19 protein-coding genes and 1 pseudogene are annotated in these 21,024 nt (G+C 41.9%); 9 read left to right on the top strand and 11 right to left on the bottom strand.

Annotation, left to right across the window (positions count from 1 at the left end; genetic code table 11):
• Positions 1-18: 18 nt before the first annotated feature.
• Together B7725_RS08685 and B7725_RS08680 are read right to left on the bottom strand one after the other, a co-directional pair.
• Complete coding sequence (locus tag B7725_RS08685) at positions 19-867, bottom strand: metal ABC transporter permease (RefSeq protein ID WP_033605977.1); 849 nt, start codon at positions 865-867, stop codon at positions 19-21.
• Positions 864-1,586 (bottom strand): metal ABC transporter ATP-binding protein, encoded by a 723-nt coding sequence (locus tag B7725_RS08680; RefSeq protein WP_084875708.1) that lies wholly within the window; start codon positions 1,584-1,586, stop codon positions 864-866. Before B7725_RS08680 ends, B7725_RS08685 begins: the two co-directional genes overlap by 4 nt.
• 178 nt (positions 1,587-1,764) lie before the next feature.
• On the opposite strand from B7725_RS08680, the gene B7725_RS08675 reads away from it, so the two are divergent.
• On the top strand, positions 1,765-3,657 hold the full coding sequence (locus B7725_RS08675) for a M13 family metallopeptidase (RefSeq protein ID WP_084875707.1): 1,893 nt from the start codon (positions 1,765-1,767) through the stop codon (positions 3,655-3,657).
• A gap of 38 nt (positions 3,658-3,695) precedes the next feature.
• On the opposite strand, the gene B7725_RS08670 is transcribed toward B7725_RS08675, so the two are convergent.
• Both B7725_RS08670 and B7725_RS08665 read right to left on the bottom strand, forming a co-directional pair.
• Complete coding sequence (locus B7725_RS08670; RefSeq protein ID WP_033583455.1) at positions 3,696-4,325, bottom strand: MBL fold metallo-hydrolase; 630 nt, start codon at positions 4,323-4,325, stop codon at positions 3,696-3,698.
• A gap of 63 nt (positions 4,326-4,388) precedes the next feature.
• A complete protein-coding gene (locus B7725_RS08665) occupies positions 4,389-5,483 on the bottom strand; it encodes a DUF2974 domain-containing protein (protein WP_084875706.1) in 1,095 nt (364 codons plus the stop codon).
• Positions 5,484-5,639: 156 nt separating this feature from the next.
• Here B7725_RS08665 and B7725_RS08660 point away from each other — a divergent pair, with 156 nt between their 5' ends.
• The 4 genes and pseudogenes from B7725_RS08660 to B7725_RS08645 all read left to right on the top strand — a co-directional run bounded on the left by B7725_RS08660 (position 5,640) and on the right by B7725_RS08645 (position 8,831).
• On the top strand, positions 5,640-6,317 hold the full coding sequence (locus tag B7725_RS08660; protein ID WP_084875705.1) for a response regulator transcription factor: 678 nt from the start codon (positions 5,640-5,642) through the stop codon (positions 6,315-6,317).
• Positions 6,310-7,284: a HAMP domain-containing histidine kinase gene (locus B7725_RS08655; protein WP_084875702.1), complete on the top strand. Its 975-nt coding sequence runs from the start codon at positions 6,310-6,312 to the stop codon at positions 7,282-7,284. Before B7725_RS08660 ends, B7725_RS08655 begins: the two co-directional genes overlap by 8 nt.
• 75 nt (positions 7,285-7,359) lie before the next feature.
• Positions 7,360-7,638: pseudogene (locus tag B7725_RS08650) on the top strand (ABC transporter permease); the annotation flags it as partial.
• Between the two features lie 143 nt (positions 7,639-7,781).
• Positions 7,782-8,831, top strand: coding sequence for a DUF389 domain-containing protein (locus B7725_RS08645; RefSeq protein WP_084875701.1), 1,050 nt, complete (start codon positions 7,782-7,784; stop codon positions 8,829-8,831).
• A gap of 211 nt (positions 8,832-9,042) precedes the next feature.
• Here B7725_RS08645 and thrS read toward each other — a convergent pair whose 3' ends face one another.
• Both thrS and B7725_RS08635 read right to left on the bottom strand, forming a co-directional pair.
• Positions 9,043-10,986, bottom strand: coding sequence for a threonine--tRNA ligase (thrS, locus tag B7725_RS08640; RefSeq protein WP_084875699.1), 1,944 nt, complete (start codon positions 10,984-10,986; stop codon positions 9,043-9,045).
• A 334-nt stretch (positions 10,987-11,320) separates the two neighbouring features.
• Complete coding sequence (locus B7725_RS08635) at positions 11,321-11,695, bottom strand: hypothetical protein (protein ID WP_084875698.1); 375 nt, start codon at positions 11,693-11,695, stop codon at positions 11,321-11,323.
• A gap of 196 nt (positions 11,696-11,891) precedes the next feature.
• Between B7725_RS08635 and B7725_RS08630 the strand changes: the two genes are divergently transcribed.
• The 3 genes from B7725_RS08630 to B7725_RS08620 all read left to right on the top strand — a co-directional run bounded on the left by B7725_RS08630 (position 11,892) and on the right by B7725_RS08620 (position 14,334).
• A complete protein-coding gene (locus B7725_RS08630) occupies positions 11,892-12,734 on the top strand; it encodes a metallophosphoesterase family protein (protein ID WP_084875696.1) in 843 nt (280 codons plus the stop codon).
• 72 nt (positions 12,735-12,806) lie between these two features.
• Positions 12,807-13,244, top strand: coding sequence for an Rrf2 family transcriptional regulator (locus B7725_RS08625; RefSeq protein WP_084875694.1), 438 nt, complete (start codon positions 12,807-12,809; stop codon positions 13,242-13,244).
• Between the two features lie 67 nt (positions 13,245-13,311).
• Positions 13,312-14,334, top strand: coding sequence for a YdcF family protein (locus tag B7725_RS08620; protein ID WP_084875692.1), 1,023 nt, complete (start codon positions 13,312-13,314; stop codon positions 14,332-14,334).
• Between the two features lie 286 nt (positions 14,335-14,620).
• Here the strand turns inward: B7725_RS08620 and B7725_RS08615 are convergent, their stop codons facing one another.
• The 5 genes from B7725_RS08615 to B7725_RS08595 form a co-directional block, all read right to left on the bottom strand.
• Complete coding sequence (locus tag B7725_RS08615) at positions 14,621-15,403, bottom strand: DUF4037 domain-containing protein (protein WP_084875690.1); 783 nt, start codon at positions 15,401-15,403, stop codon at positions 14,621-14,623.
• 129 nt (positions 15,404-15,532) lie between these two features.
• Positions 15,533-16,192, bottom strand: a complete 660-nt coding sequence (locus tag B7725_RS08610) for an amino acid ABC transporter permease (protein ID WP_084875688.1) — start codon at positions 16,190-16,192, stop codon at positions 15,533-15,535.
• A gap of 9 nt (positions 16,193-16,201) precedes the next feature.
• Positions 16,202-16,879, bottom strand: a complete 678-nt coding sequence (locus B7725_RS08605) for an amino acid ABC transporter permease (RefSeq protein WP_084875686.1) — start codon at positions 16,877-16,879, stop codon at positions 16,202-16,204.
• 12 nt (positions 16,880-16,891) lie between these two features.
• On the bottom strand, positions 16,892-17,686 hold the full coding sequence (locus B7725_RS08600; RefSeq protein WP_084875684.1) for a transporter substrate-binding domain-containing protein: 795 nt from the start codon (positions 17,684-17,686) through the stop codon (positions 16,892-16,894).
• Positions 17,687-17,696: 10 nt separating this feature from the next.
• On the bottom strand, positions 17,697-18,455 hold the full coding sequence (locus tag B7725_RS08595) for an amino acid ABC transporter ATP-binding protein (RefSeq protein ID WP_084875682.1): 759 nt from the start codon (positions 18,453-18,455) through the stop codon (positions 17,697-17,699).
• Positions 18,456-18,632: 177 nt separating this feature from the next.
• Here B7725_RS08595 and recJ point away from each other — a divergent pair, with 177 nt between their 5' ends.
• Positions 18,633-20,855 (top strand): single-stranded-DNA-specific exonuclease RecJ, encoded by a 2,223-nt coding sequence (gene recJ, locus B7725_RS08590; protein ID WP_162279032.1) that lies wholly within the window; start codon positions 18,633-18,635, stop codon positions 20,853-20,855.
• Positions 20,856-21,024 lie beyond the last annotated feature (169 nt).

The following is a 21,024-nucleotide window of genomic DNA, read 5'->3' as shown; positions in this document are numbered from 1 at the left end:
TCCAGAAGGGTTTCCCCGTTATTTAATGATTTTTTTGTTTTTCAGTTTCAAGTATCGTTGCTTAGGAGAGATAAAGAAACTGATTAGAAAGAAGCTGGCGGATGTGAGCACGATGCTCGATCCTGCTGCGAGATTGAAACTATAGCCGATAAAGAGCCCTACAACAGAAGCCAGAGCTCCTAGGCCTGATGAAAGAAAAATCATGCTCTTTAGGCTATTAGCATAAAGGTAAGCCGTCGCAGCTGGGGTGATCAACATGGCCACGATAAGAATGGTTCCGACACTTTGCATGGCAGTGACTGACACAAGGGTCAAGAGCACCATGAGTAGATAGTGGTAGAAATTAACGGGCATTCCCATTGCTTTAGCCAGGAGCTCGTCAAAGGATGTAATCAATAGTTGTTTAAAGAAAATCCCAATAATCAAGAGAATCAATGCCCCCACACCAATGGTAATCCACATGTCCGTATCTTGGACAGCGAGGATATTCCCAAAAAGGATATGGAAGAGGTCTGTCGAACTCTTGGCAACACTAATCAAGATGACACCTAAGGCTAAGAAAGATGAAAAGGTAATACCAATGGCAGTGTCACTCTTGATGATAGAGTTTCCCTTGATGTAGGTAATGATGATGGAAGCCATCAAACCAAAGATGATCGCTCCAATAAAGAAATCAATTCCCAGGATAAAGGAAAGGGCTACGCCGGGCAAAACTGCGTGAGAGATGGCATCCCCCATGAGAGACATCCCACGTAGGATGATAAAACATCCCACAGCTCCAGCAACAACTCCGATGACAATAGCTGTTATCAAGGCGTTTTGTAGGAAATGGAAATTTTGCAATCCATTGATAAATTCTGCTATCATAGGTCACCTCCATTGAAAAAGAGTTTGCTACCGTAGGCCTTTTTGAGATTGACCTCGGTAAAGGTTTCTTCGGTCGGACCAAGGTCTATTAATTCTCGATTGAGAAGCAAAACTTGGTCGAAATAATGGGGGACTTTGCTGAGGTCATGATGGACGATGAGAACTGTTTTACCAGATTTTTTTAGGTCTCTCAGCGTATTCATGATAATCTCTTCACTGATCGAGTCAATCCCGACAAAAGGCTCATCTAGAAAGATGTAGTCAGCTTCCTGTACTAGGCAGCGGGCAATCAAAACACGTTGGAATTGTCCTCCTGAGAGCTGGCTGATTTGGCGATCAGCATAGTCTGAGAGTCCAACGATTTCAAGTGCTTCTGCCACTTTTTTCCAGTGGCTGGCCTTTAAAGTGTGGAAGAGCGGGATGGATGGATAGAGTCCCAGAGAGACACATTCCTTGACCTTGATAGGGAAATTGTAGTCGATATGGATTTTTTGCTCGACATAGGCAACTCGATGTAAAGATTTCTTGACTTCTTTGTCGTCGAGAAAGGCCTGACCTTCATGTGGGATAATTCCTAACATACCTTTTAATAAAGTTGATTTTCCAGCACCATTTGGACCAATAATTCCGGTAATAGTTGGTCCGTGGAGCACTAGTGAGATATCCTTTAGTGCCAGCGTTTCTTTGTAGGAGACGCTGAGGTGTTCAATACGTATCATAACAAATTCCTCCCTCCCGTATTTAATATACATTAAAAAAAAAATTAAGTCAAGTTAATTTTTAAAAAATTTAATAAAACAACAATAAAATGAAAGATACAAGAAATTTATTTTTAATTGCATTCTCCTGTGTTTTTTGCTAAGCTAGGAATAAGTGAAAAATGAAAGCGAGAACAAGATGACACGTTATCAAGACGATTTTTATGATGCAATCAATGGCGAATGGGAAAAAACAGCTGTCATTCCAGCTGACAAATCTCGAACAGGTGGTTTTATTGACCTTGATGAGGAAATTGAAGAGTTGATGCTGGCAACTACGGACAAGTGGTTGGCAGGAGAGGATGTCCCAGAGGATGCTATCCTCGCAAACTTTGTTAAGTACCATCGTATGGTACGTGATTTTGACAAGAGAGAAGCAGATAGGATCAAGCCTGTCCTTCCTCTGCTCAAGGAGTACCAAGATTTGGAGAGCTTTGCAGATTTCACCAGCAAACTAGCAGCGTTTGAACTAGCAGGTAAACCAAACTTCCTTCCATTTGGAGTATCACCAGACTTTATGGATGCCAGAACCAATGTTCTCTGGGCAAGTGCACCAGGAACAATCTTGCCAGATACAACCTACTATGCTGAAGACCATCCTCAACGTGAGGAGCTCTTGACGCTTTGGAAGGAAAGTACTACGAATCTACTCAAAGCCTATGATTTTTCAGATGAGGAAATCGCAGACTTACTAGAGAAACGATTGGAATTGGACCGTCGCATTGCGGCTGTGGTGCTTTCTAACGAAGAAAGTTCAGAATATGCTAAACTCTACCATCCATACGCTTATGAAGATTTCAAGAAATTTGCTCCTGCCCTACCTTTGGATGATTTCTTCCAAACTGTTCTTAGACAGACTCCAGACAAGGTTATCGTAGACGAGGAACGTTTCTGGCAAGCAGCTGATCAATTCTATAGTGAAGAAGCATGGCCTTTGCTTAAGGCGACTTTGATTTTGGGCGTAGTCAATCTTTCAACCAGCTATCTCACAGACGAGATTCGTGTTTTGTCAGGTGCCTATGGACGTGCCCTTTCAGGTGTTCCAGAAGCTCAGGATAAGGTCAAGGCAGCTTATCACTTGGCCCAAGGTCCTTTCAAGCAAGCTCTGGGTCTCTGGTACGCGCATGAAAAATTCTCTCCAGAAGCTAAGGCAGACGTAGAGAAAAAAGTAGCGACTATGATTGATGTTTATAAGGAACGCTTGGCTAAGAACGACTGGCTCACACCTGAAACGCGTGACAAGGCCATTGTCAAACTCAATGTCATCAAGCCTTATATCGGTTATCCAGAGGAATTGCCAGAACGCTACAAGGATAAGGTAGTGGACGAAACTGCCAGTCTCTTTGAGAATGCCTTAGCCTTTGCGCGTGTGGAAATCAAGCACAGCTGGAGCAAGTGGAACCAGCCGGTTGATTACAAGGAGTGGGGAATGCCAGCTCACATGGTCAATGCCTACTACAATCCTCAGAAGAACTTGATTGTCTTCCCAGCTGCTATTTTACAGGCTCCATTCTATGACTTGCATCAGTCGTCTTCAGCCAACTATGGTGGTATTGGTGCTGTTATTGCCCATGAGATTTCTCATGCCTTTGATACAAATGGTGCTTCCTTTGATGAAAATGGTAGCCTCAAGGATTGGTGGACTGAGAATGACTATGCTGCCTTCAAGGAAAAGACTCAGAAAGTTATCGACCAGTTTGATGGTCAAGAATCTTACGGAGCAAGGATCAACGGAAAACTAACCGTATCAGAAAATGTTGCCGACTTAGGAGGGATCGCTGCAGCCCTTGAAGCTGCCAAGAGAGAACCAGACTTCTCTGCTGAAGAATTCTTCCACAACTTTGCTCGTATCTGGCGTATGAAAGGCCGTCCGGAGTTGATGAAACTCATGGCCAGTGTCGATGTACACGCGCCAGCTAAGCTCCGTGTCAATGTCCAAGTGCCAAACTTTGATGACTTCTTTACAACCTATGATGTCAAAGAAGGCGATGGTATGTGGCGTTCACCAGAGGACCGTGTGATTATTTGGTAAAACAAAAACCAAGGATGCTATCCTTGGTTTTTTGCTTGCTAGAAAAAGGGATTAAAAGTCTTTTCGTGAGCGATAGTCGTAGCTGGCCCGTGTCCAGGATAGACGTCGTAGTTAGGGAGGGTGAAGAGCTGCGTCTGAATGCTATGAAGGAGTTGTTCCGTGCTACCTGTAGGAAGGTCTGTCCGTCCGATGGTTTCTCGGAATAGAGCATCTCCGGTCAAGACTAGATGAGCATCAGGAAAGACCAGGGAAACGCCGCCGATAGAGTGCCCTGGGGTTGGTAGAACTGTAAAACGAAATTCCTCAAGCTGGTATTCTTCATGAAAGACAAAGGTGTGCTCTGCAGGTTTTGCGACCACATCTGCCATATCATCGTGACGAGGGAGACCAGAGAGATTATCGACTGGAGTGTAAAGCCAGCTAGCTTCGCTCTCTGCTACATAAACTGGAGGATTTCCAAAAGTTTCACGAACCAAGTCCAGACTCATAATATGGTCGTAGTGGGTGTGGGTCAGGAGAATCGCACAGACTGGTTTGTTGATTTTCTCGATAGTCTTGCGGATAGCTTCCCAATGGCTACCTGGGTCAACCACAATCAGGTGTTGGTCCCCTTCTAGATAATAAGTATTTTCATAGGCAATGGGATTCACGGTTTTATGGATTTTCATACTGGCTCCAATCTCAAAGAATGTACTAAACTAAGTATAGCATAGAAGAGGATACTTAGGGTATCAGAAAGTCTTTTTCGTGCCTTGACGATTTTTCCAAGCCTGGTATCGGGTGTCAATCAAGAGTTGGGTTAAGCGCCCCATGGTTTCTCTTTCTTCGGGAGTGAGGGATTGAGCTTGGACAAAGAGTTGATGAATGTGTTCAATGACCTTGAAGGAAGAAAGATCGTTGATAGAGGAGATGCCTGCATCGAGAATGATTCCGAAAAAGAGGTCGAAGTAGAGTTGTAGTTCCTCGTCAGGAACTGTTTCAACCCATTCCTTGAAGGTTGTATCGACTTGCTGACTATCACTATTGGTCTCGTCTAGTTGGACAAAGTGTTTGTTTTCAACCTGCCAACTAAAGGTATCGTGCTGGGCGATGCCACCCAAGGCAGTGCTTCGAACGACGATTTTTTTATCAGGAATTTCCAGCATCATCCCGATGATAGAACCTTGTGGGACAAATACTTTCGTTCGTTTCATCATATTTTGATAGCCTGATGTTTCGGTTAGTTCCTTGTGAAGCCCAGGTGCATCAAAAGTGTAGACAGAGATAATATTTTTCTGCAAGTTTGGATCAAGTTGACTGGCAGCATAGACAGCTAGATTGCCCCCTTTTGAATGTCCTGCTAGAATAACCTTTTGATTAGGATGTTGGGCAAAAAAGTCCTCTAAATACTGAAGGGCATGTTTTTGAGCAGGGATTTCCTTCATATAGGTCATATGGAAATCTTCTTTCCAGCCAATGATGCTGTCATCCGTTCCGCGAAAGACAAGCAAATAGGTATCGAGACTGATACGATAAGTCATGGCTGCAAACTGTTTTTGCAATTCAGGATCAATATCGTTGATAAAGTCTGAGAGCTTGCAATTTTTAAAGCGTTTGTGTTGAGCGAGCTGATTCAACAACTGGAGACGGTTTTTATTGGTCAACATCGTCGTGTCTCTAGGGATTTGATGTGCTAGATCTATGAGGCGCTTTGGTTCTTGGGTGATTACATTATCAAAAGCAAGGTAGGTCAACTCAGTCAAGGCAAGAACATCTAACTCATTCACGGGGAGGTCATAAAAGGAATCGTATGCTACATCATTGAGGTAGTCAAAAATATTGGCCATAAAAGCTCCTTTCTCTATGTTTATCCTATCACATTTACCAAGAATTAGCTAGTGGGCTTACTAGATTTTGCTATATTGCTAGCGAGCTGGTTTAAATACAGGTTTGCATTTTATCCATGGGGAAAATCTGTTATAATAAGAGCAAAGGAGGAGCGCATGCACAAGATTTTACTAGTAGAAGATGACCAAGTCATTCGACAACAAGTGGGGAAACTGCTTTCTGAGTGGGGCTTTGAGGTTGTTTTGGTAGAAGATTTTATGGAAGTATTGAGCCTTTTTGTTCAATCAGAACCTCATTTGGTCCTCATGGATATTGGTTTGCCTCTTTTTAATGGTTACCACTGGTGCCAGGAGATTCGTAAGATTTCTCAGGTACCTATCATGTTTCTGTCTTCGAGAGATCAGGCGATGGATATTGTCATGGCGATCAATATGGGTGCGGATGATTTTATAACCAAACCTTTTGACCAGCAGGTGCTCCTTGCCAAGGTTCAGGGATTGTTGCGCCGTTCCTATGAGTTTGGACGGGATGAAAGTCTGCTGGAGTATGCGGGTGTGATCCTCAATACCAAGTCTATGGACCTGCACTATCAGGGGGAAGTCCTGAGTTTGACCAAGAATGAATTTCAGATTTTGCGGATTTTGTTTGAACATGCGGGTAATATCGTGGCGCGTGATGACCTGATGAGGGAACTCTGGAATAGCGACTTTTTCATCGATGACAATACCTTGTCTGTCAACGTTGCTCGCTTGCGCAAAAAGTTGGAGGAGCAAGGCTTGGCAGGATTTATCGAAACCAAGAAGGGAATAGGGTACGGACTGAAACATGCTTGATTGGAAATTATTTTTTCTGGCCTATCTGCGTTCTCGCAGTCGTCTTTTTGTCTATATTTTTTCATTGGGTTTTCTTGTTTTTCTCTTTCAGTTTTTATTCGCTAGTATAGGATTTTATTTCTTCTATTTTTTCCTCCTCAGTAGCTTTTTAACCCTTTTATTTTTGGTTTGGGATATTTTTGCAGAAGCTCAGATTTACCGGCAGGAAGTACTCTATGCTGAAAGAGATCCCAAGTCCCCTCTGGAATGTGCGCTGGCAGAGAAACTCGAAGAGCGAGAGTCTGAATTGTATCAAAAGAAGTCGGAAGCCCAAAGCAAGCTGACGGATTTGCTTGATTACTATACCTTGTGGGTTCACCAGATCAAGACCCCCATTGCTGCTAGTCGCCTTTTGGTAGCAGAAGTCTCTGATCGGGAGGTCAAACAGCAGCTGGAACAGGAAATTTTCAAGATTGACTCCTATACCAATCTGGTTTTACAGTACCTGCGTTTAGAGAGTTTTCACGATGACTTGGTCTTTGAAAAGGTTCAAGTGGAGGACTTGGTCAAGGAGATGGTTCGTAAGTACGCTCTTTTCTTTATCCAGAAGGGGCTGACAGTCAATCTACATGACTTAGACAAAACCATCGTGACCGATAAGAAGTGGTTGTTGGTCGTCATTGAACAAATCCTCTCAAACAGCCTCAAATACACCAAGCAAGGTGGTTTGGAGATCTATATGGAAGATCAGGAACTCTGTATCAAGGATACGGGGATTGGGATTAAAAACAGTGATGTACTCCGAGTCTTTGAACGTGGTTTTTCAGGCTACAATGGGCGTTTGACCCAGCAGTCGTCTGGACTTGGCCTCTACCTATCCAAGAAAATTTCTGAAGAACTGGGTCACCAGATTCGTATCGAGTCTGAGGTCGGAAAAGGAACGACAGTGCGGATTCAGTTTGCTCAAGTGAACCTAGTCCTTGAGTGAGAAGAGTAGATAAGAGCCCAGGATAAAACAACTGGGCTTTTCTATCTTTAACCGTGTAGCCTAGTAAATTATTTTATCTACTATAAACAAATCTCTGAGGGATATGAAGACCACAAACGAACAGGTAGGTCTAGATCAAAAGCAGATTAAGCAAACCATTAACAAGCAAATCTTGACAGTTTTCTTCCTTCCTGTAATTTTTGCATTTCTCCATTGGCCTTTGCTTATCATATGCTTAGTTTAGTTCTCAAGGTCATTGAAGTAGTCGATGATACCATGAGGTTGACGATAACTTTCTCTATCTGTTCAATTGATAGATTTCTTCAGATAAAGACTGTAAAATTTTTGATATAATGCTAAGGATGGACTGACGGATATTTAAAGGATAATTTTCAAAAGAATAACAGGTGAGAATTAAAAATATGTAAGATTGGACAGAAGTCTCTCTACCATCATCCAAGCAGAAACAAGATTATATGAAATAAAAGGAGTAACCAATGTCCGGAAACTATTCAACACGTGAATACCGTGAGAAATTATATGATGATCTTCATGTTCGATTAAGAGATACAGTGATTTTGATGTGTGCGATTTTTATTGCCTCTATAGGTCTAAATATGAATTCAACAGCTGTCATTATTGGAGCCATGCTGATTTCCCCTCTTATGACATCGATTGTTGGACTCGGATTTGGTTTAGCTATTTTTGATACGCGTTTAATCAAGCAATCTCTAGAGGTTTTATTTACTCAAGTATTGGTCAGCTTGCTTGTCTCGGCTCTGTATTTCTGGATTTCTCCCTTATCTTATGAAAGTAGCGAATTGATTGCACGAACCTCTCCAACCATTTGGGATGTTCTCATTGCTATTGCTGGTGGGATAGCAGGCGTAATTGGTTCAAGGAAAAAAGAAGCAAACAATATCGTGCCAGGAGTAGCCATTGCAACAGCTCTGATGCCACCTATCTGTACTGCAGGCTATGGTTTAGCTAATGGAAATGTACGATTTTTATTTGGAGCTCTCTATCTTTTCTTGATCAATTGTGTCTTTATCATGCTAACCAACATTGTTGGAACAAGAATTTTGATGAGGAAATCTCCCTTAAGTTCATTTAAAGAGCTAAATATTAAAATGAGAATTGGCTTGATATCCTTGATTGTATTATTGGTTCTTCCAGCCAGCTATTCAGCAGTCACTCTGTCGATAGATCAAGCGCGAAAAGAAGGAATCAAACAGTTTATAGCAAAAGAGTTAGTCAATCACACGGTCATCAATCAAGTCTACAAGTCAAGGAACAATGAATTGGTCTTGACGGTTGTTGGAGATCCGATTTCAGACGAAGAATTAGAAACGCTCCATCAAAAACAAGCCTCTTACGGTATTCAATCTGTTCAATTAAAAGTCAATCAAGTTCATAATTCGACAAAATTAGACAGTGATACGACCAAGGAATTTTATGAAACCATTAACAAGTATATTGATCAAAAACTCTCTGAAAAGGATTCACAAAAAGATATCGTAAAAGAAAATGAAGCAGATAAGGATTGAGGATAGTCAACTTTTCTAACTCATGGAAGCAAATTTTGGGAGGATATCCTATATCCAACAGTTAGTGGATAGAAAGGATTGTTTATGAGGATACCATTTGTGGTGGTTTGACCAATCACTACTAGCTCAGATTAAATAAAATATAAAAAGCAACAGCTGAAATAGTTGTTGCTTTTTCTTACTGAAAAATGTTTCTCAGACAGTGATTGTTTTATTTCTCAACGCGTGATTTGTTGGCGATATCAGTTAGGATAGCTTGAATAAAGTCATCAACTGGGATAGTTTGTGTTTCTTTTTGGCCGTAGCAACGAACGTTGACAGTTCCGTCTTCCATTTCCTTGTCACCAACGATCAATTGGTAAGGAATCTTGCTTGTTTGAGAAGCGCGGATCTTGAACTGCATTTTTTCATTGCGCTCATCTACATCTGCACGGACACCACGGTCACGGAGTTTCTTGGCTACTTCCCAAGCGTAGTCCACATGTTTTTCGTTAGATACTGGGATAAGGGTCACTTGATGTGGTGCAAGCCATGTTGGGAAGGCACCCTTGTAGTTCTCAATTAAGATAGCTGTGAAGCGTTCCATGGTTGAGATAACCCCACGGTGAATCATGACTGGACGGTGTTCCTCACCATCTGCTCCAACATATTTGAGGTCGAAGCGTTCTGGAAGCAAGAAGTCAAGCTGGATAGTAGAAAGGGTTTCTTCTTTACCGAGGGCAGTTTTAACCTGGATATCCAATTTTGGTCCGTAAAAGGCTGCTTCACCTTCAGCTTCAAAGTAGTCCAGTTCCATATCATCCATAGCTGCTTTCAACATGCGTTGTGCATTTTCCCACATCTCATCGTTGTCAAAGTATTTGTGTTTATCTTCTGGGTCACGATAAGACAAGCGGAAACGGTAATCTGTCAAATTAAAGTCTTCATACACATCGATAATCAATTGAAGAATTTTCTTGAATTCTTCCTCAATTTGTTCTGGAGCTACAAAAGTATGACCATCATTTAGGGACATTTCACGTACACGTTGAAGGCCTGTAAGGGCGCCAGATTTTTCATATCGGTGCATCATGCCAATCTCAGCGATACGGATTGGTAATTCACGGTATGAGTGTACATGGTGTTTATAAACTTCGATATGGTGAGGACAGTTCATTGGGCGGAGGACAAACTCTTCACCGTCCCCCATGTCCATAGTTGGGAACATATCTTCACGGTAGTGATCCCAGTGACCAGAAGTTTTATAGAGTTCCACTGAGGCAATTGGTGGAGTGTAAACATGTTGATAGCCTGCAGCGATTTCCTTGTCGACAATGTAGCGTTCCAATTCACGACGGATAGTGGCACCGTTTGGTAACCAGAATGGTAAACCTTGTCCGACTTCTTGTGAAATCATGAAGAGGTCAAGCTCTTTACCGAGTTTACGGTGGTCACGTTCCTTGGCTTCTTCACGCATTTGAAGGTAGTTCTTCAAGTCTTTCTTGTCAAACCAAGCTGTACCGTAGATTCGTTGCATCATTGCGTTGTCGCTATTTCCACGCCAGTAGGCACCAGCTACGTTGAGCAGGTGAAAGATTTGGATACGACCTGTTGATGGGACGTGCGGACCACGGCAGAGGTCCACGTATTCGCCCTGACGGTAGATAGTCAAACCGCCTTCGTCTTCTGAGTGTTCTTCAATCAATTCCAATTTGTAAGGGTCGTTCTTGAAGATTTCACGGGCCTCGTCTTTGGTAACTTCTTCACGGATTGATGGGAAGTTTTCTTTAACGATTTTTTTCATTTCTTCTTCGATACGAGGCAGGTCCTCGTTAGAGATTTGACCAGCAGTATTGTCGGTATCGTAGTAGAAGCCATCTTCGATAGCTGGACCGACACCCAAATGAATGTCTGGGAAGAGGCGACGAGCTGCTTGGGCAAACAAGTGAGCAGCTGAGTGGCGCAAGATTGGCAGAGCATCTTCGTGATCAGGCGTCACGATTTCGATGCTTCCATCATCAGTGATAGCACGAGTAGTGTCGATGAGTTTGCCGTTGAATTTACCAGCCAAGGCTTTTTTAGCGAGGGAATTGCTGATAGATTGGGCAATTTCAAAAGTTGTCACGCCAGATTCGAATTCACGAACAGCGCCATCTGGGAAAGTAATCTTAATCATGATTTTCTCCTTATAAAGTTTTTATTAGCCTAGTTATGGTGAAGGTGCCCTTGAAATATAAATAGAAATTCCTTTTGATTTTTTCGTTAATAAATCAAAAAGCGACATCCTTAAAAGGACGTCGCAACGTGGTTCCACCTTCATTTATGTTCCTCAAAAAAGAGGAACACCTCAGATTGGCTTTAACGTAGCCACCGTTTTATGTTTGCATAAAAGTCAGTAGAGTAGTATCAGTTTAGGCTTTCTATGCGTTTCCAGCAACCACGCACTCTCTAGTAGAAAGGGACTAAGTGACTTGTCTCTATGCATTATTATAGCATGATTGCGAGAATTTTCAAGGTTTTTGTATAATTTTTTTGTTTTTCTTCCGCTGGAAGACATGCTTGATACCCATGCCAGCAGCCAAGCCAAGTAGGGCAAAGAGTTCATAGGCTAGGAAGTAAAGCAGGATGAACTCACCAAAGGTGATGATGGTAAAGCAAAAGACCAGACCAATACCGAGTAGCCACCAAAGTGAGAAACGAAATCGATAGCTATAAAGTAGCGATACGATAAAGGTTACTAGGGGAGAAAAGAGGAGAATGTTATAAATGTAAAGTCCCTTCAGCGTATAAGAATCAGATATCAGCAGTAAAAGCAACTCATAGAGGGGCCAGTAAAAGAAGAAAATGACAAGGTAGTATGGAATATACTTAAGATATTTCCGCATGGCAATAGTCCTCCAATCTGCAAAAATTGAGAGATGTTGAAGACCACATAATCCTAAATGAAGGGGAACTCTCTACCTATATTATAGCACGATTTGGAAGCTCTTACAAGATGTTATGATAGGCAGAAATAATAAGCTTTCTGAATTTTTTTGTTATAATACTAGCATAAGAAGTAAGAAAAATTGAGGAGAAAGAATGACCAAAATAGCAGTTCTTTCAGACATACATGGGAATACAAGCGCCTTGGAAGCTGTACTGACTGATGCTAAAAAGGCAAATGTAGATGAGTACTGGCTTTTGGGGGATATTCTTATGCCAGGAACAGGACGTAGAAGGATATTGAATCTTTTAGTGGCTTTGCCTATTACTGTAAGAGTTCTTGGTAATTGGGAGAATAGTCTCTGGCGAGGTTTGCATCGTAAGCTAGATTTGACAAAAGCTAGTCATCGCTACCTCCTACGTCAATGCCAGTATATATTAGAAGAAATCAGCCCTGAAGAAATCGAAGACCTCCACAATCACCCCATGCAACTTCATCGTCAGTTTGGTGATTTGATGGTGGGAATCACTCACCATCTCCCTGATAAAAACTGGGGTAGGGAGTTGATTCATACGGGAAAACAAGAAGATTTTGATAGATTAGTGACGGAACCGCATGCCTCCATCGCAGTATATGGTCATATCCACCAACAGTTGCTTCGTTATGGAAGTGATGGACAGTTGATTCTTAATCCAGGGTCCATTGGACAACCCTTCTTTTTAGATGCGGGATTACGTAAGGACCTACGGGCCCAGTATATGATTTTAGAGTTTGATGAAGCAGGTTTGTCTGATGTTGATTTTCGTCGAGTGGATTATGATGTAGAAGCTGAATTGCAGTTGGCCAAAGATTTAAAGCTCCCCTATTTCCAGGTCTACTATGAAAGTTTGGTAAATGGGATTCACCACACTCATAACCAGGAACTTCTGTATGAGATTGCCCAAGAACAGGGGCATGATATTGAGTTGGATGCATGGTTAGATAGTAGTAATGATTGACATGACATCAAAAAGGGGTATAATGAGTATGAGAAGAGAGATGATGAGAATCTCAGGTGAAAGGGGAACAAAATGCAAATTTCAAGTCGATTTACCATTGCGACCCATATGCTAATTATCATTGCTATCAAGGGCCAGGAAAGCAAGGTGACCAGTGATTTTCTCGCAGCTAGCGTTGGAGTTAATCCAGTCATTATCCGTAAGACTTTGTCGCAACTCAAAAAAGCAGGATTGATTTCAGTTGCGCGTGGGACGGGTGGTACCGAAATTATCAAAGACCTCCAAGATATTAGCCTTTTTGATGTTTATCAGGCTGTTGAATGTTTAGGAAAATCTGGTAAGCTCTTTAGTTTCCATGACAATCCCAATCCTAACTGTCCAGTAGGGGCTAATATTCATAAGGTCTTGGATCAGAAATTGCTGGATATCCAAGTAGCTATGGAAAATCAACTTCGTCAGATGAGTCTGGCTCAGGTTGTGGCAGATGCAGAAGCAAGAATTGTAAAATAAGAGGGCTAGGCTCCTCTTTTTCTATTGCTACAATTATGGTACAATGTAGTCATCAAAGGAGGAGACTATGTACTTTATCACAGGATTTTTTGTCCTACTTTTTCTCGTTTCGTTTTTAAGGGACAATCGCAGTCTCTGGAATCCAGCTCTCTTACTTTTGTCTCTGCTCTTTTCTTATATGTCCATTGCCAATCTTTTTTACGAAGCTGGACAGAAAGAAGTGCACATGGTTTTCTTTGCAGGGATTTTTCTCCTGCTGCCTCTTTTAGTTTTTCTAAGTGGTTTTTTCCTTATTTATAATGGATTTGTGTTATTGAAAAAAGAAGGAAAATCCAAGGCAAATTATTTGTCTCTAGGATTAGGTTGTGTGATTCTATTCTTTTTTGTGATCATGGCGATTCGAGTGAGCGATACCAAGGGCTTGTTTTATACCAATCATCTAGTGAATATTATCTTTTTCTTTTTGATTTATTCGTATTTGATTTTTGGTTTTGCCTTTGCAGGATTTCTGCTTTATTCTATCCTGTATCTTTTTATTCCTAAGAAAAAATATTATGATTTTATTATCATTCACGGAGCAGGCTTATTGAATGGAGAAAAAGTGACTCCCTTACTGAAGAGTCGCATTGACAAGGCAGTAGAAGCTTATCACCAGTCTCTCAATCCCAATGTTAAAATCATCGCAAGTGGTGGTCGAGGTGGAGATGAGAAGATTTCCGAAGCTCAGGCAATTTGTAATTATTTGCTGGAAGAGACGGATGTTCCGAGAGAAGCAATTCTCCTAGAGGAAGGTTCAACGACAACCTATGAGAATCTTCTCTTCTCAAAAGAAATGGGAGAGAGGCTGGTGACCAGTCCACGTTTTCTCTTTGTGACCAATGATTATCATGTTTTTCGTACCAGTACCTATGCTCGCCGTATTGGGATGAAGGGAGATGGTCTTGGTTGCCGTACAGCCGCCTACTATATCCCATCGGCCTTTATCAGAGAATATATTGCTCTATGTGTGAAGATGAGATGGCTTTTTATCGCCTTCTATATTTTATTAATTTTAGCTCTGATTTTCTCCTATAGAGGTGTTCTATGGTAATATGTAAAATTCATATTGTAATTCTTGTTAGAATCTCTAAAAAATCTTGTAGTAACCCTAAGGGAAAAATTGTCACTAGTAATGAAAGAGCAGGGTAAGTGATTGTGAGTGCGGTTGTTGGAACGGCTTCATGATTGCTCGTCAATCAATTGAACAATTTCTAACCTAGTTGCAGATTTTCAGAGAGAGTCAAAAATAGGCAACTGAATATGAGTAGACTAGAATTTTACAGTCAACGACAAATAAAAATGTGAACAGCAACAGAGGTTCACATTTTCTTTTTGGTCTATGGCAAAATGGCTTTTAGTTCCTTCAGGATAGTTTGCAAGGTTACGATCGCTTGTTCTCCTTGTTGTGGTTGATAGAGTAGTTGGAAATACTTGCGAATAGTTTCTTCAAATTGTTTAGGGAGGAGAGTACAATTGGTCTTTGCGTACTCCAACATTCGTTTTTCACCAGGATGGGTTTGCTCATTGAGCGCAAATAACAAGTCAAAGTAGGAAGCAAAGAATTCACTTGTACGATGATTCATACTGAGAAGATCTTGGCGTTTGATAGCTTTTTCTATTTGGTGAGAGAAGGCAGGCATGGCTTGTTCTAGCAAAAGGAGTTGCCTTTCAATGATTTGCTTTTTGAGTTCCTGTGGATAGGGAATCTGGTAAGTTCTTTGGAGCGAAGCATAGTGTCCATTCGGATCGTATAGAATCTTGCTGTGGAGTAGATTATGCCACATACAGGTTGTATAAGCGTTTTGAGCTTTGTGTTGAAAAACGGTTGAGTTCAATTCTTGTTCAAACGACTCCAGCGAACGATAAATCAACTCGATTTCAATACCGTTGTTTAGTACACAGTCATCCTCTAACTCCCAAAACTGGTTTCCAATTTCCATATAGGAGCAATAGTTGCTAAGAATGATTTGACGAGTTTTCTCGTCAATAGGTGAGTTAAGATAGACATAGACATCATAGTCAGAATTTTGATCGTAGTCTTGTCCTGCACGTGAACCACCAAGAGCGATAGCTTCTACTTGTTCCAGTTGAGAGAATTCTTTGTAAAGTTCGTGGATCATGATTTTTCTCCTTGCTTTATGGTTTTAAAGTCATTTTACCAAAAAGTAAAACGTTTGCATAGTGTTGGGTTGCTCTTTTTCATTTATAGCAAAAAATGTGGACCCTTGTTTTGAGTTCACATTTCGTTTTTATTCCGCAGCTTGTTGCCACCGTTTGGCAAGCATGCGGGATAGACTTGAAATTGCTAGGTTAAAGCTGAAGTAGATGAGGGCAATCAGGATATAGAGGCTGAAGACCTGCTCTGGTTCGAAATAACGTCCCATGAGGATTTGACTGGCTCCAAAGAGTTCTTGTAGGGCGATAACAGAGTAGAGAAGACTGGTATCCTTGATCACTGTCACAAACTGGGAAATGATGGCTGGTAGCATTTTACGGATCGCTTGCGGGAGAATGATATGGTAGAGGATTTGTACGGAGGTAAATCCCTGAGACATTCCTGCTTCGTATTGTCCCTTGTCTACGGCGTTGAGACCGCCTCGGATAATCTCAGCTAGGGCTGCTGAGGTAAAAAGGGTAAAAGCAGTAATACCTGCTGGTGTGGACTTCATCTTAAACACCAAAAAGATGGTGAAAATCCAGAGGAGGTTGGGAACGTTACGCACAAACTCGATGTAAATGCTGGAGATGATTCGCAAGACAGGATTTTTCCCATTTCGCATAACCGCAAGTACCGTCCCAATCAGGGTAGAGAGGACAATGGCAATCAGAGAGATATAGAGGGTCAAGCCAAATCCTTTAAAGATAAAGACTAGGTTATCTGGGGTCAAAACTTCTAAAATAGATTCCATAGTAACCTCCTAAAGTGAATAGGCTTTTTTATTGGCTTGCTCCATCTTGCGGCCAAATTGGGCAACAGGGAAGCAAAGGGCAAAGTAGAGTAGGGCAGCACCTAGAAAGGCTGGGATGTAGTTTCCGTTGAGAGCTGACCAAGACTTGGTCACAAACATCAAGTCTACTCCAGAGATGATAGCAACCGTTGAAGTATTCTTGATAAGGTTAACGATTTGGTTGGTCAAAGGAGGGAGAATGATACGGAAGGCCTGAGGCAAGATAATCAAGCGCATGGCACTGATATAGGTGAAACCTTGTGATAAGGCGGCCTCCATCTGACCATTAGGGATGGACTGAATCCCTGAACGAATAACCTCAGCAATATAGGCACCGTGATAAAGTCCGACGCAGAGAACAGCTGTCCAATAAATCGGAATCATGATGGTGTGATCACTGATAAGGGGTAGGCCATAAAAAACGATGACAAACTGCACCAAGAGGGGGGTGTTTTGGTAAAATTCGACAAAGATACGAGCCAAAATTCTTAAAATTTGATGTTTGCTAGTTGATAGGACTCCAAAGATGATTCCTAAGACCATAGCTAGGATAAAGGATCCGATAGCTAGGGTAAGAGTGAAGAGGAAACCATTGAAAAATTGTCCAAAATCCTGAAAATAGGCTGTCCAAGATGATAAATCTGTCATGGGATATCCTCCTTAATCTGCAGTATGGCTAGATGGTTTGAGCTTGTAACGGTCATAAAGTTTCTGCAAACTACCATCCGTGCTCCATTTAGTGACCAAGTTATCAAGATAGTCGTTGAGTTCAGTGTTTGACTTCTTGGTAACAATACCGTAGTCAGATGGCTTGAAACTATCATCTAGGAGCTCTGTTCGTTTACTGGTGTAGCCAGACAGGATAGAGCGGTCCACGGAAAAGGCATCAATACGGTGAGCGTGAAGGGAAGTAATCAATTCTGGGTAAGAACCAAGTTCGACGAATTTAAACTTCAGACCTTTCTTTTTACCCAGTTCGGTAATCAAGCGTTGTGTGATGGAGCCTTGGGCAACGCCGATGGTTTTGCCATTTAGGTCTTCAATATTTTTGATGTTGGCAGATTTATTGACCAAAAAACCAGAAGCGTCCGTATAGTAGGGACTGGTGAAGTTGTAGAGTTTTTTACGTTCTTCTGTGATGGTAAAGGTCGCGATATCCAAATCGACCTGTTCATTGTCAAGAAGTGGTCCACGGGTTTGAGCGGTAACAGGAACGTAGCGAACCTTGATCTTGAGATCATCTGCAATCATCTTGGCTAAGTCGGTTTCGATACCAGAATAAGTCCCTGTCTTGGGATCCTTGTAGCCAAAATTGGGAACGTCTTGTTTGACACCAACAACTAGTTCGCCTCTTTTTTGAATGTCTGCGACGCTAGTATCGGCCTCGACTGGTTTGGCAGCAGCAAGGCTGAAAAGGCTAATTAATAATGCGGATAAAAAGAATTTCTTTTTCATAGGCGCCTCCTTATTTGACTTTATCACTTTCGTGGTTGATAATTTTGCTGAGGAATTGTTGGGCACGAGGTTCGCTTGGATTGTCGAAAAAGTCATCGACATCTGTCGTATCCACCAAAACTTCTCCGTCAGCCATAAAGATGATGCGGTCCGCAACCTCTCGAGCAAATCCCATTTCGTGGGTAACGATGATCATATTCATCCCGTCATGTGCCAGTTTTTGCATAACTGCTAGAACATCTCCGATAGTCTCAGGGTCAAGGGCAGATGTTGGCTCATCAAAGAGGAGGAGTTCGGGATGCATAGCGAGGCCGCGTGCAATGGCAATCCGTTGTTTTTGTCCACCAGATAGCATGGCGGGATAGGAATCTTTCTTGTCCCACATATTTACAAATTCCAGATATTTTTGGGCTGTTTTTTCAGCTTCTTTTTTATCAATTCCTAGAACTTTTATGGGCGCGAGTGTTACATTTTCTAACACTGTTTTGTGTGGATAAAGATTAAAATGTTGAAAAACCATGCCGACTTCCTTACGAAGAGGAACTAAATCTTTCTGACTAGCACCTGCTACTTGGTGCCCATTGACCAGGAGACTTCCTTTGTCAACAGCCTCTAAACCATTGATCGTACTGATAAGAGTGGACTTCCCAGAGCCGGAAGGTCCAAGCAGGACAACAACTTGTCCTTTTTCAAAACGGAGATTGATGTCGCGGAGTGCGTGGTAGTCTCCGTAATATTTTTCGACGTTTTTAAATTCTACTAAAGCCATGAGAGATCTCCTTTGTGTTAGATTTTATAACATGATTTTACAACAAAAGAGTGTTCTTGTCAAATCATATCTGAAAAAAATTCACTAAAATGTTATAAAAAAGCAATCTGAATAGAGAAAATGCCTAAATCATGTTATAATGAAACGATAGAATTCTTAGAAAGAGTGGATGTTTTTTTGATAACTCCTACTTATGAATGGCAGTTTGCCCCGCAGGTTGAAGATGCGGATTTTACAAAGATAGCCAAGAAGGCTGGACTGGGTCCTGAGGTGGCTCGGTTATTATTTGAAAGAGGGATTCAGGATGAGAAAAGTCTGAAGAAGTTTTTAGAACCTTCCTTGGAGGACTTGCATGACCCTTATCTGCTCCATGATATGGATAAGGCAGTGGAACGGATTCGTCAGGCTATTGAACAAGGGGAGAATATTCTCATCTATGGAGACTATGATGCGGATGGCATGACCTCAGCTTCGATTATTAAGGAAAGTTTGGAACAACTTGGTGCCGAGTGCCGTGTTTACCTGCCCAATCGTTTTACAGATGGCTATGGTCCCAATGCCAGTGTTTATAAATACTTTATCGAGCAAGAGGGAATTTCCTTGATTGTGACGGTGGATAATGGGGTTGCAGGTCATGAGGCGATTGAATTGGCCCAGTCTATGGGAGTAGATGTCATTGTGACTGACCACCACTCCATGCCTGAAACCTTGCCAGATGCTTATGCGATTGTTCATCCCGAGCATCCAGATGCGGACTATCCTTTCAAACAGTTGGCTGGTTGCGGAGTGGCTTTCAAGCTGGCTTGCGCTCTTTTAGAAGAAGTGCAAGTGGAGTTGCTTGATTTGGTTGCTATTGGTACCATTGCAGATATGGTCAGTTTGACGGATGAAAACCGTATCTTGGTTCAATATGGTCTGGAAATGTTGGGGCATACTCAACGCATAGGTCTGCAAGAAATGCTGGACATGGCTGGGATTGCTGCTAATGAAGTAACTGAAGAAACGGTTGGTTTCCAGATTGCCCCTCGATTAAATGCCTTGGGTCGCTTGGATGATCCTAATCCAGCCATTGATTTGTTGACTGGATTTGATGACGAGGAGGCACATGAGATTGCCCTTATGATTCACCAAAAAAACGAAGAGCGTAAGGAAATCGTACAATCCATCTATGAAGAAGCCAAGACAATGGTAGATCCTGAGAAGAAAGTCCAGGTCTTGGCCAAGGAAGGTTGGAATCCTGGAGTTCTGGGTATCGTGGCTGGGCGCTTGCTGGAAGAACTAGGGCAGACAGTTATCGTTCTTAATATAGAAGACGGTCGTGCCAAGGGCAGTGCTCGTAGTGTGGAAGCGGTCGATATTTTTGAAGCCTTGGATCCCCATCGGGAGCTCTTCATCGCCTTTGGAGGTCATGCTGGAGCGGCGGGTATGACGCTAGAAGTGGAGAAACTTTCAGATTTATCTCAGGTCTTGGAGGACTATATCCGTGAAAAAGGAGCAGATGCTAGTGGTAAGAATAAGTTAAATCTAGATGAAGAACTGGATTTGGAGACACTTAGCTTAGAAACGGTTAAAAGTTTTGAACGTTTGGCACCTTTTGGGATGGACAATCAGAAACCTGTTTTTTATCTCAGGGATTTCAATGTCGAGAGTGCTCGCAGTATGGGGGCGGGCAATGCCCATCTCAAGCTGAAAATTTCCAAGGGTGAGGCGAGTTTTGAAGTGGTGGCCTTCGGTCAAGGAAGATGGGCGACAGAGTTTTCTCAAACCAAGAATCTAGAATTGGCAGTCACCCTGTCTGTCAACCAATGGAATGGCCAAACTGCTCTCCAGTTGATGATGGTGGATGCGCGTGTGGAAGGTGTTCAACTCTTTAATATTCGTGGGAAGAATGCAGTCTTGCCAGAAGGGGTTCCAGTCTTGGACTTTGCTGGAGCACTGCCAAATCTGGCGGATAGTGATGCTGTGGTTGTGAAAACCATTCCTGAGGATATTACCCTGCTGAAGACCGTTTTTCAGGAACAAAGTTTCTCTGCAGTTTATTTCAAGAACGACATTGACAAGGCCTACTATCTAACAGGTTATGGGACTAGAGAACAGTTTGCTAAATTGTACAAGACCATTTACCAGTTCCCTGAGTTTGATATTCGCTACAAGCTGAAAGATTTGGCGGCTTATCTCAATATCCAACAAATCTTGCTGGTCAAGATGATCCAAGTATTTGAGGAACTGGGCTTTGTAACTATCAAAGATGGTGTCATGACAGTCAATAAAGAAGCGTCGAAAAGGGAAATTGCTGAAAGTCAGATTTACCAAAATCTCAAACAAACCGTCAAAGATCAAGAAATAATGGCGCTGGGGACAGTGCAGGAAATGTATGATTTTTTAATGGAAAAAGAATAGCAGATAGGAAAGAGTTGGGTAACCAGCTCTTTTTTGAAAACAAATCTTCGTTTTGAAAATCATCAAAAAAATGGTATAATGGTAGGAAAAGATTCGGCTGAGAGTTTTAGAACTTTTAGAATAAGAGGGTAAACCTACCCTATAATCAAGATAAATTAAGTTTCGGAGG

The organism is Streptococcus oralis subsp. tigurinus, from assembly GCF_002096275.1.
GTDB classification, from domain to species: domain Bacteria; phylum Bacillota; class Bacilli; order Lactobacillales; family Streptococcaceae; genus Streptococcus; species Streptococcus oralis_CN.
This window is presented reverse-complemented; position numbering and strand designations above follow the sequence as displayed.